Origin of the sequence: Acinetobacter rathckeae (genome assembly GCF_015627125.1) — a bacterium.
Lineage (GTDB): Bacteria > Pseudomonadota > Gammaproteobacteria > Pseudomonadales > Moraxellaceae > Acinetobacter > Acinetobacter rathckeae.
Genome location: NZ_VTDO01000001.1, coordinates 30,600 through 48,021, shown reverse-complemented (window position 1 = coordinate 48,021; position 17,422 = coordinate 30,600). Strand labels below are relative to the sequence as shown.

Annotated in this window: 19 protein-coding genes and 1 pseudogene; 4 read left to right on the top strand and 16 right to left on the bottom strand. The window is 39.1% G+C overall.

The window, feature by feature from the left end; genetic code table 11:
• Positions 1 to 49 precede the first annotated feature (49 nt).
• Positions 50 to 475 (top strand): hypothetical protein, encoded by a 426-nt coding sequence (locus tag I2F31_RS00245; protein ID WP_195769916.1) that lies wholly within the window; start codon positions 50 to 52, stop codon positions 473 to 475.
• Between the two features lies 1 nt (position 476).
• On the opposite strand, the gene I2F31_RS00240 is transcribed toward I2F31_RS00245, so the two are convergent.
• Entirely contained in the window at positions 477 to 1,238 is a 762-nt protein-coding gene (locus I2F31_RS00240) for a ferredoxin--NADP reductase (protein WP_195773273.1), read from the bottom strand.
• Between the two features lie 87 nt (positions 1,239 to 1,325).
• Here I2F31_RS00240 and gigC point away from each other — a divergent pair, with 87 nt between their 5' ends.
• Positions 1,326 to 2,231: a LysR family transcriptional regulator GigC gene (gigC, locus tag I2F31_RS00235; RefSeq protein ID WP_195769914.1), complete on the top strand. Its 906-nt coding sequence runs from the start codon at positions 1,326 to 1,328 to the stop codon at positions 2,229 to 2,231.
• Positions 2,232 to 2,270: 39 nt separating this feature from the next.
• Here gigC and upp read toward each other — a convergent pair whose 3' ends face one another.
• Positions 2,271 to 2,909 (bottom strand): uracil phosphoribosyltransferase, encoded by a 639-nt coding sequence (upp, locus tag I2F31_RS00230; protein WP_195769913.1) that lies wholly within the window; start codon positions 2,907 to 2,909, stop codon positions 2,271 to 2,273.
• Between the two features lie 288 nt (positions 2,910 to 3,197).
• Here upp and I2F31_RS00225 point away from each other — a divergent pair, with 288 nt between their 5' ends.
• Positions 3,198 to 3,554 (top strand): hypothetical protein, encoded by a 357-nt coding sequence (locus I2F31_RS00225; protein WP_195769912.1) that lies wholly within the window; start codon positions 3,198 to 3,200, stop codon positions 3,552 to 3,554.
• 92 nt (positions 3,555 to 3,646) lie between these two features.
• Here I2F31_RS00225 and I2F31_RS00220 read toward each other — a convergent pair whose 3' ends face one another.
• On the bottom strand, positions 3,647 to 3,853 hold the full coding sequence (locus I2F31_RS00220) for a 3-hydroxybutyryl-CoA dehydrogenase (RefSeq protein ID WP_213014770.1): 207 nt from the start codon (positions 3,851 to 3,853) through the stop codon (positions 3,647 to 3,649).
• A 320-nt stretch (positions 3,854 to 4,173) separates the two neighbouring features.
• Here I2F31_RS00220 and I2F31_RS00215 point away from each other — a divergent pair, with 320 nt between their 5' ends.
• A complete protein-coding gene (locus I2F31_RS00215) occupies positions 4,174 to 4,725 on the top strand; it encodes a GNAT family N-acetyltransferase (RefSeq protein ID WP_195773272.1) in 552 nt (183 codons plus the stop codon).
• Between the two features lie 204 nt (positions 4,726 to 4,929).
• On the opposite strand, the gene I2F31_RS00210 is transcribed toward I2F31_RS00215, so the two are convergent.
• The 13 genes and pseudogenes from I2F31_RS00210 to mazG form a co-directional block, all read right to left on the bottom strand.
• Positions 4,930 to 6,561 (bottom strand): ATP-binding protein, encoded by a 1,632-nt coding sequence (locus I2F31_RS00210; RefSeq protein ID WP_195769910.1) that lies wholly within the window; start codon positions 6,559 to 6,561, stop codon positions 4,930 to 4,932.
• 40 nt (positions 6,562 to 6,601) lie between these two features.
• Positions 6,602 to 7,318, bottom strand: a complete 717-nt coding sequence (gene bfmR, locus I2F31_RS00205) for a response regulator transcription factor BfmR (protein ID WP_195769909.1) — start codon at positions 7,316 to 7,318, stop codon at positions 6,602 to 6,604.
• A gap of 812 nt (positions 7,319 to 8,130) precedes the next feature.
• Complete coding sequence (gene infC, locus I2F31_RS00200) at positions 8,131 to 8,679, bottom strand: translation initiation factor IF-3 (RefSeq protein ID WP_195769927.1); 549 nt, start codon at positions 8,677 to 8,679, stop codon at positions 8,131 to 8,133.
• Positions 8,680 to 8,684: 5 nt separating this feature from the next.
• Positions 8,685 to 10,607, bottom strand: a complete 1,923-nt coding sequence (thrS, locus tag I2F31_RS00195) for a threonine--tRNA ligase (RefSeq protein ID WP_195769908.1) — start codon at positions 10,605 to 10,607, stop codon at positions 8,685 to 8,687.
• A 180-nt stretch (positions 10,608 to 10,787) separates the two neighbouring features.
• The gene (gene yjgA, locus I2F31_RS00190) at positions 10,788 to 11,339 is read right to left on the bottom strand and encodes a ribosome biogenesis factor YjgA (protein WP_195769907.1); all 552 of its coding nucleotides are present in this window, start codon (positions 11,337 to 11,339) and stop codon (positions 10,788 to 10,790) included.
• A 2-nt stretch (positions 11,340 to 11,341) separates the two neighbouring features.
• Entirely contained in the window at positions 11,342 to 11,611 is a 270-nt protein-coding gene (locus I2F31_RS00185) for an HPr family phosphocarrier protein (RefSeq protein ID WP_195769906.1), read from the bottom strand.
• Complete coding sequence (rapZ, locus tag I2F31_RS00180) at positions 11,608 to 12,459, bottom strand: RNase adapter RapZ (RefSeq protein WP_195769905.1); 852 nt, start codon at positions 12,457 to 12,459, stop codon at positions 11,608 to 11,610. The genes I2F31_RS00185 and rapZ overlap by 4 nt, the downstream gene beginning before the upstream one ends.
• Positions 12,460 to 12,485: 26 nt before the next feature.
• On the bottom strand, positions 12,486 to 13,334 hold the full coding sequence (panC, locus tag I2F31_RS00175) for a pantoate--beta-alanine ligase (RefSeq protein WP_195769904.1): 849 nt from the start codon (positions 13,332 to 13,334) through the stop codon (positions 12,486 to 12,488).
• A complete protein-coding gene (gene panB, locus I2F31_RS00170; protein ID WP_195769903.1) occupies positions 13,334 to 14,146 on the bottom strand; it encodes a 3-methyl-2-oxobutanoate hydroxymethyltransferase in 813 nt (270 codons plus the stop codon). The genes panC and panB overlap by 1 nt, the downstream gene beginning before the upstream one ends.
• A 22-nt stretch (positions 14,147 to 14,168) precedes the next feature.
• Positions 14,169 to 14,663, bottom strand: coding sequence for a 2-amino-4-hydroxy-6-hydroxymethyldihydropteridine diphosphokinase (gene folK, locus I2F31_RS00165; protein ID WP_195769902.1), 495 nt, complete (start codon positions 14,661 to 14,663; stop codon positions 14,169 to 14,171).
• A 187-nt stretch (positions 14,664 to 14,850) separates the two neighbouring features.
• Positions 14,851 to 16,117: pseudogene (gene pcnB / locus I2F31_RS00160) on the bottom strand (polynucleotide adenylyltransferase PcnB); the annotation flags it as partial.
• Between the two features lie 122 nt (positions 16,118 to 16,239).
• Positions 16,240 to 16,596, bottom strand: coding sequence for a ComEA family DNA-binding protein (locus I2F31_RS00155; RefSeq protein ID WP_195769926.1), 357 nt, complete (start codon positions 16,594 to 16,596; stop codon positions 16,240 to 16,242).
• 5 nt (positions 16,597 to 16,601) lie between these two features.
• Complete coding sequence (gene mazG, locus I2F31_RS00150) at positions 16,602 to 17,369, bottom strand: nucleoside triphosphate pyrophosphohydrolase (RefSeq protein WP_323127548.1); 768 nt, start codon at positions 17,367 to 17,369, stop codon at positions 16,602 to 16,604.
• Between the last annotated feature and the right edge of the window lie 53 nt (positions 17,370 to 17,422).

Below are 17,422 nucleotides of genomic sequence, written 5' to 3'. Positions count from 1 at the left end.
ATATAAAAATGAGGTAAAATATGCATTAACCTTTAAAAACCGTTATTGTATGGCATACACACTCACTCCTATTTCACTTGACTTAAATACAGACATGACTCACCAATGCCACGTGCATTTAACACGTGACCAACATATTATTGGTATTATTGAGTTTTATAAGGCAGGCTATACCCTACAATGGGAAGACCTTGAGTATATACGCCGTAGAACAGATGAGTTTTCGCTTTTACCTGCACCATATGATTGTATTACTGCAATGGTGATCGATATTCGCAACGTTACGCCTTTTATAGACCAAGAAACACCAATTATTCCTTGGCGCTTGGTCGATGAGGAATGCCTTATTCGCCTTGTGATTCCGTCAGACCGTGTCGAACTGTATTCAGGTTTTTTTGAGCCAACATGGCTTACTTCCGACTTAAATACTGCATTGGCTGAAATACGTCAGACCTTAGATGCATTTGCACACTAAACTACCAATAGTTTTCAACTGCAATATTGCCTTCACCACGCCTATTCATGAGTAAACCTTTGGCTTTCAAGGCACTTTTAGTATCTTCAACCATTTGCGGATTACCACACAACATCACATGACTTGTTTCTACACTCAAGCAATGACCTGCAAATTCTTCAAATCTACCTGTTTCAATCAAAGTGGGTAATCTTTGGTTGAGTACTGCCTCTGGATCACGGGTAATAATTGGAATAAATTTAAAGCCCTGATGCCCTTCTGAAAACACCTCTAAAATCTGCTGTATTTTATCAGCATATGCCAATTCTTCAGGTGTACGCACGCTATAAGCCAAGAAAATATGTTGATAGTCTTTCCACACAGCAAAATCTTGTAACATCGACAAAAACGGTGCAACACCTGTCCCTGTTGCCAATAACCATAAATCTTGTGGCTGAGGTGCTTGATAACGTGCCAATGTTAAAAAGCCATAGGCGACTTTTTCTAAATAAATTTCAGTGCCCACAGTTAAATCTTTCAAATGTGAGGTAAAAGCACCATTTGGTACAACAATTGAAAAAAACTCTAAAGTATCATCATAAGGCGAAGACACTACAGAATATGCTCGAACCACCAACTCACCATCTACAGATAACCCAATACGAGCAAACTGCCCTGCGGTAAATTTAAACGATGCTGGACGAGTCATGGTAAAACTAAATAAATGATCCGACCAACGGGTCACTGACAATACAGTTTCAATGGTAAATTTTTCAAGACTCATAATTTCAATGTATGTATAAGAAATGGTAACCTCATGTTAGCATGACAATATAAATATTGATATTTTCCATTTAAGGCTACACTAACTATGCGTATGACGTTACGCCAACTGGCTGTTTTTGTCGCTGTCGCACAAGAAGGCACTGTTACCAAAGCAAGTGATGCCGTTAAGCTGACTCAAAGTGCAGCAAGTATGGCACTTGCCGACCTTGAAGATGGTTTAGGTGTTCCACTATTTGACCGCTTAGGTAAAAGACTACAGCTCAATGAGCTTGGTCGATTTCTACTTCCACAAGCACTGGAAATTTTAGGCAGATGTGAGTCATTTGAACTGGTTGCTCGGGGTGAGTTACAAAACATCGACTTACGTTTAGGTGCAACACTAACCATCAGTGACTACCTCATGCCAGACCTGATGGCAGACTTTTTAAAATACCAGCCACAAGCACACTTACAATTACAGGTCGGTAATACAAGACAAATGATTGAAGCTGTTAGTCAATTTCAATTAGATGTTGCACTGATTGAAGGTGAATGTCATTTGCCACAGCTACACACAATGCATTGGCATGATGATGAATTGGCGGTATGTTGCTCACCAGACCACCCTTTAGCCAAACTGAAACGCCCTTTAACCATCAAAGACTTTCAAGACATTGAGTGGGTTTTAAGAGAAGAAGGCTCTGGTACACGAGATGTGTTTAATCATGTGATTTTAAAAGACCTTAAAGGTGCCAGTATAAGGCTGACCCTAGGTCACAATGAAGCCATTTTAAAAGTGGTTGCAGGTGGCTTAGGGCTTTCTTGTATTTCTAAATTAGCACTCAAACCCATGCTAGAAACAGGACAGTTGGTCACGCTCAAAACACCGTTTTGGTCACTCAAAAGACCGCTGTATATGCTCATGCATCAACAAAAATACCAAGGGCCTGGGCTTAAATTATTTATGAAGTTTTGCGAGGCAAAAGTATCTAGACCACTTGAAGAGATTTAAAAAAAGCCTGTATCAAATCTGATACAGGCTTTAAAAAAATTAATCGCCTTTTTGCACACTACCAAAAATCTTATCGCCAGCATCACCTAAGCCTGGCACAATATAGCCTTGCTCATTCAATCCTTGATCAATCGATGCAGTAAAAATACGTACATCTGGATGTTTATCTTCTACTTTTTTAATCCCTTCAGGTGCAGCAACCAATACCATCACACGAATATCTTTACAACCGCTGGCTTTGAGTACATCAATGGCAGCAATCAAAGAATTACCTGTGGCTAGCATTGGATCGATAATCATCGCAATACGGTTTGCTACATCAGGAACGAGTTTTTTATAATAAGTACGTACTTCAAGCGTTTCTTCATCACGTTCTAAACCTAAAACACTAACTTTTGCACTTGGAATTAAATTTAAAAAACCATCAAGCATGCCAATACCAGCACGTAAAATAGGTACAACTGTAATTTTTTTACCTGCAATACGCTCTACAGTGACAGAGCCTGCCCACCCTTCAATCTCTTGATCAACCACATGTAAATCTTGCGTGGCTTCATAAGTTAGCAACATAGTCACTTCCTGTGATAACTCACGAAAGTTTTTTGTGCTTATATTTTCACGGCGTAATAAACCAATTTTGTGGCGAATGAGCGGATGACGAATTTCTTGAATGGGCACAGAGATATACCTAACTACAAACCAAATTGTTTTTAGTATACCGCTTTTCATTTAGAAATTAAAAAACTCTTGTACTGCAAACATGCAAATATCTGCCAAATACGTTTTAGCATGGCATTTTTTTTAAAGTCCAAATTAAAAATGCTTAAATTTACGTCTATTTACTATTAAACATATAAATACTGGTATAAATTTAAAAAATGTAGCAGTTCTTATACAGATCAAAATCGTTGAGATCAGCTAATATCAAAATATGGATACAATACCGAAATAATAGAGGGATTAGCTATGAATTTAGAATTTAATCATAAATCAAATTATTTTTTAGGAGCTCAACTGGTTATTCGCCATATCCAAGATAAACTATTTAAAGAAAAAACCGACCATCTTAGTTTCTCTTTACAAGAGTTTAAAACCTTATTTCAAAACGATATGGCCTCTGCTTCAGTCAACCTAGATGGCATTTTACACCTTGCAAGCAAGTATGTTGTTGAAACTCTTTCTGGTGATGTCACACTGATTAACCACTATGACATTCACTCTAATGAACACACCACAACCATTTTCCTCAATGAAAGTGCAGTGAACGCTTTAGTTGATGATGCACACCCGCTTATTCCACCTGATGCAGCAACCTACGAATAAAATAGGGGCTTTAAATGCCCCTTTTTTTAGTGTTATAGAATTGGTATTACTTTAATTCTATGAAATATTTAAATAATTAACTCAACCAAAAATCATTTTATATTGTTTTCTATACAGTAGTTCTTCCATTTATTTTTAAAGCTTTCTATAGATTTTTCTGCTTCTTCGTCTTTGCTATAAACAGGTGATTTCTTTACTTCATCTACGATCTGATTGAAAACCTCACTATCTTCTTTGAAAAGTTTTCTATAAATACTTTTCGCTTTTTCTACATCTGAACCCATCTGATGAAAAGTCATTAGTGTGTCTGCAGCATATGCAAGGCCATCACACTGTTCACTCTCTGCTGCATGTGAAATGGAACAAACAAACGGTAAAGCTAAGAAAATAATTGTTTTTTCATCATAGAAAACTTAATTTTAAAACTGAATACTAAAATATTTTATAAATAATAACATCAGTACAATTTCAAATCATTGAAGAAGATTTAAAACTTCCTTTCAGTTATATCGCTAAACTATAAATATTGACCGACTCGATTGTATTTTTGGTAAAAATGTGAGATCAATAATAAAACCGACATACACAATAATCTGACACACTAAAAAAGTATTTTTAAATGAAAGCACCTAAATTTGAAACAGAAAACCTTTTGCTCTGTCCCTTAGAATCAATAGATGCAGATCAGATTCAAGCCACTTTCCCACAATGGGAAATCGTTCGCTATCTTGCTGCTAATTTCCCTTGGCCATATCCTGAAGATGGTGCATACCAATATGTAAATAATATTGCCCTTCCTGCATCGGAAAAAGGAACTGCTTGGCATTGGACCATTCGACGTAAAGAAGAGCCAAATACAATCATCGGAATGATTTTACTCACAGAAAGAGAAGATGACCATCGAGGTTTTTGGCTTACGCCAAAATGGCAAGGCAATGGCTATATGACAGAAGCAAGTACGATTATCACTGACTTCTGGTTCAATAGCTTGAATAAAAAGGTTTTACGTGCACCAAAGGCAAAGATGAATTTTGCATCAAAAAAAATATCTGAAAAAGCAGGTATGCGATTAATATCAACCAGTAAAAAACAATATATCGCTGGAGAATTTGATACTGAGCTATGGGAAATAACAAAAGAAGAATGGAACGAAAAGTTTGCTTCAATTTAATATAGTAGAAGACGATATGAAACGAGGGCTACTCGCTCTCGTTTTTTTCAAAATGGCTACACTTTCCAATATGCGATTGGCGTATAAAAATTTATAACTAATATCCTTATCAAGTAAAGTGACACTATTTAAACAAGCTTGCATTAAATAGGTACTTAAAAGTGGGCTAAGCACCTTATAGAGTTATTCTCGTATTTTTATGCTTTATTTAGATTTAGAGTGTACGCTTGGACGGATAGCAGGCCAAGTCATGGTAAAACGAGCCCCTTTTAATGTTGGGCTTTGATCTACATTAATCGCTCCACCAAACCAAAATGCAATACGACTCACAATAGATAAACCCAAACCATAGCCTCCAGAAGCACGAGTACGACTGTCATCTAAACGGGCAAAAGCCTCAAAAACACGCTCACGATCTTCTTCTGCAATGCCCTCACCATCATCCTCAACACAGACAAATGCCAAACCATCTTCTTGAATACCGCCACTAATACGAACTTTCGTATGGCAATGCCTGACTGCATTTCCGACCAAGTTTTGTACAACTCTGTGTAAATAACGGCGCTCTGCTTCTGCCACTACATCTGCGGCAGGTGCGCTTAAAATAATCTCTTTACCTGTTTTTAAAGCTTGCGTTTCTGTAAGCACTTGGCTTAATACCGACGCAATATCAATCTCTTCAATATCTAACGATGGTGTACCCTGCTCAAGCTTGGCATAGGTCATAATTTCATCAATAAGTGTATTTAAAGCTTCAATATCTTTATCGATCATCTCAACTTGGCTTTGTCTAAACTCATAATCATCTTCATCTGCCAACATTTCCATACCAAAGCGAATACGTGCAACGGGGGTCCGTAATTCATGTGATACTGCACGCATAAGCTCACGTTGGGCTTCAATTAAGCGCTCAATATGATTTGCCATATCATTGTAGCTAGAAGATAAACTGGCCATTTCATCATAGCCATCTACATTTAAACGTGCCGATAAATCACCACTTTTAATCTGGTCTAATGCCCCAATGGTTTGTTTGACTTTGCGTTGGAGTGGAAAAATTGCAAAATACACACCTATACAGAGTAAGAATAAACTCAGCAAGGTGATCGCAGCCGCTAACTCTACAGGCATCCAATTAAACATAGGCACAGGGCCTATCACCAACACTTCGGATGGATTGTTTAATAGAGGTGAAACAATAGAGATGGTTGTACCACGCATGGTTGCACTGTCGCGGTACAACAAAATACTTTGGTCTTGTCTGAGACGACCAATTTGCTCAGAGTCTAAACCTAAATCGAGAACTGAACGCATTTCTATCGGATAAGAAAAATGCTGTTGTATGGTTTTTAGGTGTTGTTGCTCTTGACCAGGGTAATAAATTAAATAGTCTAAAATGAAGATCGGTAACGCCTTCATTTGACGTTCGCCAATTTTATTGACGTTTAATAATAGATAATGCTTGCTGTCTGTTTTTAAGCCCATATAAATATTTGCAACCATGCTTTGTGCATCATAACGCACCACGGCCTGCTGATTATCTATACGCTTTTGCTCTGAACTAGACAGTTCTATCTGGTTTGCATCAACCAAATGTAAAGGTAAATCTAAAAGATCAGACGCATCTGAAATCCAATCTTTCTTTTGTTGCATAGTGGCTTGACGCTCTACCCCTTGGGTCATCACATAAGAAATACCATCTGTGAGTGACTCTCGGTACTGCTGGGCACGGTTATAATTAACCACTTGCGTAGAAAAGTACGCAAAGACTGTGATTAAAACTACCATACCAACAACAGTTGCATAAATACGCAGGAATATACTGTGTTTAAGCACGAATCGTTTTCCTTAGGGTAAAGCAATCACACATTATGAATTAAAGGCCACTTGTTTCTTTAACAAATAAGTAACCTTTACTGCGTACAGTTTTAATACGTTTCGGGTTTTCAGGGTCATCGCCAATTTTTGGTCGAATTCTTGAAATACGCACATCAATTGAGCGGTCTTGGCCATCATACTCAATACCACGTAAACGCTCAAAAATATCTTCACGTGACAAAATACGGCCTGCATTCGATGCAAGTAACCATAATAGGTCATACTCAGCGCTGGTAAAATCAACAAGCTCACCATGTAATGTCACTGATCGACCACCGTTGTCAATCACAAGGTCATCAAATTCAATACGTTGTGAACCTTCATCTTCCACAGTGTTTTCTGTACGGCGTAATAATGCGCGAATACGTGCAAGTAAAACACGGGGTTGTACAGGCTTAGCAACATAGTCATCTGCACCCATTTCTAAACCAAGTACTTGGTCCATATCTTCTGTACGTGCAGTAAGCATTAAAATAGGTTGATGGTAATGTGCACGAACTTCACGGCAAACCGTTAAGCCATCTGCACCAGGTAGCATCACATCAAGCACAACCATATCTGGTTGTTCTGCAATAATACGGCGGATTGCACGGTTACCATCTGGCTCAACAGCGACTTCTAACCCATTACGAATTAGGTATTCTTGGGTTAAACGTGCTAGACGCTCATCATCTTCAACAATTAAGATTTTCGGTAGCTTTTCTTCTTGGCTCATTTACAGTCCCCTGTCAATTCTGATTTATATTTGTAATTTACATTTAACAAATACTTTCTCTCTAATGAGCAATATACACATGTTTACATTGTAAACAAGATCATTTTCACCAAACTGATACATGAGTAACGTAATTTGTAATAATTAGATTAGTTTATGAAAATCATAATTTTTTATTGAATAAAATACTGATTTAAAAATCAGCAAAGCTTTTTTTAGTCTCGTGATTTTGAAAAAAGATGCAACAAAATATTCTATATTGCGGTGAAGCTAAGCCCCCAATAAATCAAATTTAATACAACCAAAACAATCACTGCCCATGCTTCAACTTGTTGTTTATTAAAATACTAACCCACACATAAATACACTCAACCAAGATATGACAATTCATTTTACCCACTCACAAACAGCACCCACTCAAGCTATAAGCAACTGAATTAAAACATTAATTAAAAAGCCACACCCTTTTATAGCTTAATGAATTGTTATCCTCTTTGAATAAAAGATCTTACATAGCCAAGGAAACAATGCATCATTAAAAACGAATAGAATAAACATACAGAGGGCTACATGATGATTTGCTTCATAGGTCATTCAATACTTTGACCAAAAATCACTTATAGTATGTATAAATCAATAATAATGACTCTATATAGGTGATTGAACTGAATCAAATGGCTGATTACGCTAGAAATCAAAGCATAAAAGTCACTTTAAAGCACAAATTTATTTCAAGATAAAACACGCATTAGATTAAAAAAGGGCCAACTCATGCGAGTTGGCCCTTTTCATTTCAAGTCATCACTGACCTGTTAGTTTTTCTTTTTAGGCCCAAGAAGCATACCCATTTGGCGACCTTCCATTTTCGGTGCTTGTTCAACAACACCTAGGTCAACCACATCGGCTTCAATCTTTTGCAACTGCAAAAGACCAAGTTCTTGGTGTGCCATTTCACGACCACGGAAACGTAATGTGATTTTCACTTTGTTTCCGTCTTCTAAGAAACGAATGATTGCACGTAGTTTTACGTTGTAATCACCCACATCTGTGCCAGGACGCAGTTTAATTTCTTTGACTTGCACCTGATGCTGTTTTTTCTTCGCATCTTTTTGTTTTTGCTTTAAGTCAAACAAATGTTTGTTGTAATCCATGACTTTACAAACAGGTGGTTCAGCATTCGCCACAATTTCCACCAAGTCAAGATCATCTTGCTCGGCAACACGAATTGCTTCTGCTAAAGAGACAATTCCTTTTTGTTCTCCATCTGCACCAACAAGACGAACTTCTTTTGCACGAATTTCGTCATTGATAGCAGGGCGATTGCTTTTACTTGCTTGTTGGTTACGATCAGTCGGTTTAATCTTTCTTACTCCACAATATGCCGGCCACGTTCGGCAACGGCTGATTTTACTAGATCAACGAAAGCCTCTGTTGACATAGTACCCAAATTTGTTCCTGAACGTGTACGTACATTCACTGTACCTTCCTCTACTTCTCGGTCACCAAGAACCAATAGATATGGAATACGCTCTAAGGTACGTTCACGAATTTTAAAGCCAATTTTTTCGTTTCTCAAGTCTGAAATTGCACGAATCCCTTGGGCTTTCAGTGTTTCTACCACGTTATTACATGCTGCAGACTGAGTGTCGGTAATGTTCATCACGCAAACTTGCACTGGTGCTAACCATGGTGGCATAAAACCTGCGTAGTGTTCAATAAGTATACCAATAAATCGCTCAAAGCTACCAAGAATTGCACGGTGCAACATGACTGGCTGATCTCGTTCGTTGTCTTCTGTGACAAACGAGGCATCTAAGCGTTCAGGTAGGTTAAAGTCACACTGAATTGTACCACACTGCCAAACACGACCTAAGCAGTCCTTAAGAGAAAACTCAATTTTAGGGCCATAAAATGCACCCTCACCCGGAAGTAGTTCCCACTCTAAGCCTGCATCATCAAGTGCATCTGCCAGAGATTTTTCAGCCATATCCCATAATGCATCTTCACCCACACGCTTTTCTGGGCGTGTAGACAACTTCATTTGTACATCTTCAAAGCCAAAGTCTTTGTAGACATCTAGGGTAAGCTGAATAAATTCAGCAACTTCTTGACCAATTTGTTCTTTAGTACAGAAAATATGACCGTCATCTTGCGTAAAGCCACGCACACGCATAATACCATGTAGTGAACCTGATGGCTCATTACGGTGACAAGAACCAAACTCAGCCATACGAATTGGTAACTCACGGTAAGATTTCAACCCTTGGTTAAAAATCTGCACGTGACATGGGCAGTTCATTGGCTTAATGGCATAGTTACGGCTTTCTGAATGTGTGGTAAACATATTTTCAGCATAGTTTGCCGCATGGCCTGACTTTTCCCACAATACAAAATCAACAATTTGCGGTGTACGCACTTCTTGATAATTGTGTTGCGCTTGCACTTGACGCATGTATTGCTCAAGTGCTTGATAAATTGTCCAACCATTTGGGTGCCAAAACACCATACCTGGTGCTTCTTCTTGCATGTGAAATAAATCTAATGCTTTACCAATTTTACGGTGGTCACGTTTTTCTGCTTCTTCAATACGCTTAACATAAGCAGCAAGCTGTTTTTTATCTGCCCATGCTGTACCGTACACACGTTGTAGCTGTTCGTTTTTCGCATCGCCACGCCAATAGGCACCAGAAATTTTAGTCAACTTAAATGACTTTAAAAATTTAGTGTTTGGTACGTGTGGGCCACGACACATATCTACATATTCTTGATGGTAGTACAAACCCATTTGCTGTTCATCTGGCATATCATGAACAAGGCGTAATTTATACTCTTCACCGCGTGCTTCAAACACACTAATCACTTCAGCACGTGGTGTCATTTTCTTCACCACGTCGTAGTCTTGTGCAATCAAAGATTTCATACGTTCTTCAATTTTAGCCATATCCTCTAGTGTTAATGGACGTGGCATTTGAATATCGTAATAAAAGCCTTCTTCAATCACAGGCCCAATCACCATTTTAGCTTCTGGAAATAATTGCTTCACAGCATGACCAACCAAGTGAGCACATGAATGGCGTATGATTTCTAGACCTTCATCATCTTTTGGGGTAATAATTTGTAAAGTTGCATCATTGGTAATTAAGTCGCACGCATCGACCAATTGGCCGTTTACTTTTCCTGCAACTGTATTTTTAGCAAGCCCAGGCCCAATACTTTGTGCAACGTCCATGACAGATACAGCATGGTCGAATTGTTTTTTGTCGCCATTTGGCAAAGTTATAATTGGCATAAAAAATCCTTAAGGAGTGATGCCCCATACCAAGGAGCATATCACCGCAAGATTATGATGAAGGTTAGACCTCAAAAATAAAAACGGTGGTGGTAGAAAAAATAGTGGCATTGATTTTACACAACTGCAAAAACAGATCAATGCTTATATGACAATTAGCCGTGTGGAATGGCCACACTATTAACCACGAGATTTGCCCTGATCTGAAAGCAAAGCCACTTGTTGTACGTAATTCAGTACTTTTTGTCTGGCTTGTTCTAGCTCTTCAGCTGTCGCTTGTAGGCTTTTATCACGGTGGTAACGTAACACATGCTGACGTAAGGTATGCTTTTCAGTGGCATTAAAATGCTTACTAAAATCATGTATCGCACTGTCGCCTTGTTCAATCATACGATCAACCCAACGTACCAACTGAGCTTGCTTTTTCAAGCCTTGCTTTGGTGTTAGATAAGACAGTACCATCTCTTCATCTTCATTACGCAGTAGTTTACCAATACGTTGAAATTGGCGACGACGTGCTTCAAATGATGTGATTTGTTGCACATCAAGCAATGCATCGATCAGACGTTCATCAACAGGAAGCTGTTGAATCTGTTTTGTTGAAAGTTCTGCCAGTTGTTCACCAAGTGCGGCCATACGTTGTACAGCACGTTTTTGCTCACTTTTACTCGCGCGGCCTTCTAAAGATTCAAAATCTTCATTGCTATAGCTTTTTTGCGGTCGACGTGCCACGATTAATCTGCCTCATAAAATTTTGCGGTGAACAGTGCTTTCACATCTGTGACTGCCTGTTCTTCATCTGGCCCTGTGACCACTAAACGTAACGTTGTTCCTTTACCTGCACCTAACATGAGTAACGCCATAATATTTTTAGCATCAATCAGTTTTTCACCTTTTCCAAGTTGAATGCTCGATTGGAACTTCGTGGTCACTTCAATGAGCTTTCCAGAGGCTCGAGCGTGTAAACCAAGTTTGTTAATTACATCTACTGTTGTGTCAATCATGACCAGTGCTTCATTTCTCTATGTAAAATTTGAATAGCCCAATCAGCAGCAAGTGCTTTTTGAAGTCTATCTACCATGTAAACAGATCGGTGTTGCCCACCTGTACAACCAATCGATACCGTCAAATAGTGTCGATGGCCTTTTGAGTATGCAGGCAACCATTTTTGTAAAAATAGATAAATGTCATTATACATGTCTGTTACTTGGTCATGCTTGACTAAAAACTGCTGGACGGGTTGGTCAAGTCCAGAGAGTTTTCTCAGTTGCAAATCCCAGTGCGGATTTGGCAAATGTCTTACATCAAACACATAATCTGCATCTAGCGGAATACCGTGTTTATAACCAAATGATTGTAAAATGACAATCAGTTTATCTGACTGCCCAAGCTTCGTTAAAAGTGTATGTTTTAAGTCATGCACACTTTTATCTGTGGTATCTATATTTACAGTCGATCTGAGCTGTATGGGTAATAATAAACTTTTTTCTTCTTGAATGCATTCATTTAGGCTTTGACACCGTCCTGTAAGTGGGTGTGGTCGTCTAGATGCACCAAATCTTGCAATAATTTGTTCATCTTTTGTGCTTAAAAAGATAATATCGACCGAACCATGATGTTGCAGTTGCTCAAATACATTTTCAAAATCTTGCAAATCTGCTTGAGTGCTTCGAACATCTACCCCTAAAGCCAATTGCTCTAAGTTATTTTCATGGTCAAGTTTCGCCACAATTTCTGGTAACAAGGCCAACGGTAAGTTGTCTATACAGTAATAACCAAGGTCTTCTAAAACTTGAAGTGCAGATGTTTTACCTGAACCAGATTGGCCTGTAACAATCAAGATACGCTTCATCGCTCTATCCTTTCATACGAACATATTTAAGCTGTGATTAATTTTACGTGTAAATTATCAATTAAACGTGTTGTACCCAGTTTAGCTGCGACAAATAAAACCACATCGGTATCTGTACTTTGTATAGGCGTTAAATCAGGGGTAAATGCTTCTACGTAGTCAATACTAAAACCTACTCGTTTTAAATGCTCTTTGATACCATGAAGTACTTCGGCAAGTGCTGTACCTGCTTGAAGTGCTTGTGCTGCTTGTAAAAGACTTTGATAAATATTGGGAGCGATTGCTCTTTCTTGAGCGTTTAAATAGCCATTACGAGAGCTAAGTGCCAAGCCATCTTCAGCACGAATGGTCGGCGATGCAATCACTTCTACATTAAGGTTTAAGTCTTGTACAAATTGTTTCACTACAGCGACTTGCTGAAAGTCTTTTTGTCCAAAAAACGCATAGTGTGGCTGCACAATATTAAAAAGTTTGGTCACCACCAACGCCACACCATCAAAATGACCGGGACGTGACGCACCACATAAAATATCTGTAATACCCGTTACTTGTATGCGGGTGACAACAGGTTGTTTAACATACATTTGTTCAACAGATGGTGCAAAGATAATATCACAACCTACATCGACCAACAGTTGACTATCTTGTTCCCAAGTACGCGGGTAATTTTCAAAGTCTTCATTCGGGCCAAACTGGGTCGGATTGACAAAAATACTAACCACGACCACATCACAAATCTTTTTCGCCTCACGAACTAAGCTTAAATGCCCCTCATGCAAGTTACCCATTGTTGGCACAAAACCAATGATTTTTTTTGCACTACGTGCACTTTGCAATGATGCAGCAAGGCCATGTATGGTGGTTTCAGTTTTCATTATTTTAGCTCAATTTGAAAGGTCTGTTCTAATGCAGGAAATATATTTGTTGTCACTGCATGGTGGTATGTTTTTATTGCATCTAAAATAGCATAAGGACCAGATTGTGTGCTCATAAAATTATATACAAATTTTGCAACATGGCCTTGAGTCAGACCCAACATATCTTGTACAACCAAGACTTGTCCATCTGTATCTGCACCTGCGCCTATACCAATAACAGGTGTTTCTGGAAAGGCCTGTGCAACTTCTTTTCCAACTTGGGCAGGCACACACTCTAACAATAAAATTGCGGCGCCTGCTTCAACTAAAGTACGGCACTCTTGAAGCAGTGTGTCTGCAGCTTGGCGAGTTCTTGCTTGAACTTTATACCCCCCAAACACATTAACCGACTGTGGTGTAAGCCCTAAGTGCATACATACAGGAACACCATTACGAGTTAATGACGCAACGGTATCGGCAAGCCAAGCACCGCCTTCGATTTTGACCATTTGTGCACCCGCCTGCATGACTTTTTTAGCATTCTTCAATGCATCATTCGTCGTTGCATAGGCCATAAATGGCAAGTCAGCCATAATAAAAGCATGCTGGTTTGCACGGCGTACACATGCTGTATGGTACACCATGTCTCGCACTGTTACAGGGAGTGTGGAATCATGTCCTTGTATCGTCATACCCAGTGAGTCACCAATTAAGACACTATCAATCTGAGCAACTTCCATGGCTTTAGACATGCTCGCGTCATAGCATGTTAAGCATGAAAATTTTCGGCCTTCTTTTTTAAAGCGACGTAAATCACTTAGACTAATCATGGCGTATCCTTCAACGATTTCTTCACTGTATATTTTGCTTGAACCAATCAGCAGTCGCAATTGGTACCAAAGTACTGTGCTTTACAACATCTAAAGCCTTTAATAACGTACCTTGCACCACCATTTCTGGGTTTAAATCTAATAATGGTAATAAAACAAAGTCTCTTTCTAGCAAACCAATATGTGGCACAGTTAAACGATCACACTTTAGATTTTGATCGTCATACCACAACAAATCTAAATCTAAAGTACGTTCGCCCCAACGCCGTAACCGAACACGCCCAGACTGTTGCTCAAATGCTTGTAAGGCATCAAGCAAGGCCAATGGTTTAAGCGTTGTTTTTAGCTCGACCACAGCATTTAAGTAGTCTGGCTGATCTTGTGGTCCCATCGGAGGGGTTGAGTATAACTGCGACACATTAATAGTACCGAGCGTGGCAAGCTGTGCCACGGCTTGGCATAAAATGTGTCTTGAGTCACCTAGGTTACTTCCCAAACCAATATATGTGATGTGCATTATTGTGTTGGCCCAAAAGTGACATCAGATAAATTACGCTGTACACGCTTACGCTTTAAGATAGGATGGTTCACACCAATGTCTGTCACGTTTTGATCACTACTTTTACTCTGCTGACCATGACTTGCAACAGCATTTGTAGCTGTATTGGGTTTCGCTTTTCTTGAGAACTTCGATCTTGGTCGTTCCTCTTTAACCAAAGGCGCTTGCGTATCAATCACTTCTACAGGATGTTGACGTTTTTTATTACGCTGGCGATTATATTTGGCAATCACAACCTCTTTTTGATCACGAGATAGATGTTGGTAATCTTCCCACCATTGCCCCATACCCTCAGTGGTGGTATCACCTGATTTTTCACGCAAGTACAAAAAGTCAAACCCAGCTCTAAAACGTGCATGCCCTGCCAAAGCTTCGATATGCTGTGGTTTAGGGTTCAATAAACGCACTTGCATTTCCCACACTTCACGAATAAAAGTTTCAGTAAAGCGAGGAATCACCGTACGTGTGCATTGACGCTTAATCACATCTAAACCTGCTTGTGCTCGAGCTTCAGCAGGAGGCAATTGCTTATTTAAATAGAACTGGGTGCGTTCTACAAATTTTTCCCACAATAATACTGCATAGAAAAATGCAGGATTAATACTTTTACCCATTTGTATACGCTGGTCTGTATTGCAAGCAACACGCTCTATAAATGGGGTCACTTTGGGTGGGATATCTGCAAACAGTTGTTTCCATATATCAAATTTAATCAGTAAAGGTAATATCTGATTTAACGCACCCATAGTAAACATTTTCTGCGACTCATCATATAAACGATGAGGTGAGATATCTCGTAGCAGCTTCGCCATGTCTGGTGTAAAAACGTTTAAAATATCTTCTGCAATATCAAATTTCAACTTTGCAGCAAAACGCAGTGTACGTAACATACGGACTGGGTCTTCCTCAAAGCGTTTTGCAGGCTGACCAAGTAGACGTAATGTTTTACTTTCAATGTCATCAATCGCGTTGCAAAAATCTAAAATAATGCCCTTTCTTGGCTGATAATACATGGCATTAATTGAAAAATCACGACGTGCAAAGTCTTGTTCAATTGTACCCCAGTTGTTATCTCGTAAGATCATACCTTGGGCACTAGTCACTTCTTTTTTCGGTGGTGCACGAAACGTGGCAACTTCTATCAGATCTCGGCCAATATACACATGGGCCAACTCAAAACGACGACCAATAATACGACAACGACGACCAAAGGCGGCTTTAATTTGTGCAGGTGTAGCATTGGTCACAGCATCAAAGTCTTTTGGGCTTAAACCCAAGATTAAATCTCTGACACCACCCCCAACAATATAGGCTTCATAGCCAGCTTTAGTTAAGACATCAATCACTTCAATAATTGATGGTGGTAATTTTTTAATGGCTAAGCCATATTTTGACGCGCGTAAAGTGTGCAAAAGACGCTCTCTCCTACGTCTGTAATGAATAATTCATTGTTTCCAATTTTAAAACTGCATAACTTAGTATGGCAATTTCTTGGTATCTTATACTAAGCATGCCCCAGTTTCACCCTCAAGTTTTAAAGAACTAAAATATCTTTGTTTTTTTCAAAAAGTTTTTCACCAATACCAGACACATTTTTAAGCTCTGAGAGCTGCTTAAATGGGCCATGTGTTTGGCGATACTCAATAATGGCTTGGGCTTTTTTCTCTCCGACACCATGTAATTGTTGTAACGTTTTTAGATCAGCCTGATTAATAGAAATTTTACCCTGTACCTGATTTACTGTTTTACTTGTAGCTGAATTCTGCTGTTTGACATAACTCGACTGATTTTCTTTCCACTTTAAATACTGTTGGTCATACTGTGTTGGGTTCGTTGCATAAACCACACTTGTCATTATACACAGCAACCAAAGCGCAATTTGTTTCATCATCTGTTCTATTTTTCTTGCAGTTTGGCCTGATCCCACAATGCATCCATCTGCTCAAGCGTCATTTCAGCCGTTGTGGTCTTTTGTTGTTGGGCGGCTTGCTCAATAAAAGCAAAACGGCGTCTAAATTTTGTAATCGTTGAAAGCAATGCCACTTCACTCGATATATTGAGCTTTCGCCCCACATTAATCATGGCAAATAGGCAATCACCAAACTCATCTTCAATTTTAGACTGATCTTGGCTATGTATTGCCTCATCAAGCTCTGCCCATTCTTCATGCACTTTTTGCATGGCATCTTGCACAGTGGCAAAATCAAAACCCACTTGAGCCACATTCTTCTGAATGTCTTGTGCCTGTATTAAAGCAGGGCCATGTTTCACATCATCTAAACGTGACTCACTGTCGCCACGTTGCTGATTTTCTTGCTGTTTAATTTGATCCCAAACGACTTTTACTTGATCGGCAGTCAAGCATTCAAAATTTTGTTTATCAAACACATGCGGGTGGCGACGAATCAGTTTTTCAATAATGGCATTGACCACATCATCAAAATTAAATTGTTGCTGCTCATCATACATTTGTGACTGAAAAACTACTTGTAACAGCAAGTCACCCAGCTCATCTTTAATGGCATGAATCTGCCCAGAGCGTACCGCATCTTCAACCTCATACGCTTCTTCAATAGCATATTTCGTGAGACTCTGAGGGGTTTGCTTTTGATCCCACGGGCACTCTTCACGCAGGAGTTGCATAATCTGTTTTAGTTTTTCAATCGGTGCTTGGTCTTGCATGTTGTATACCTAAAAGGCCAACCAAATAATAGTTG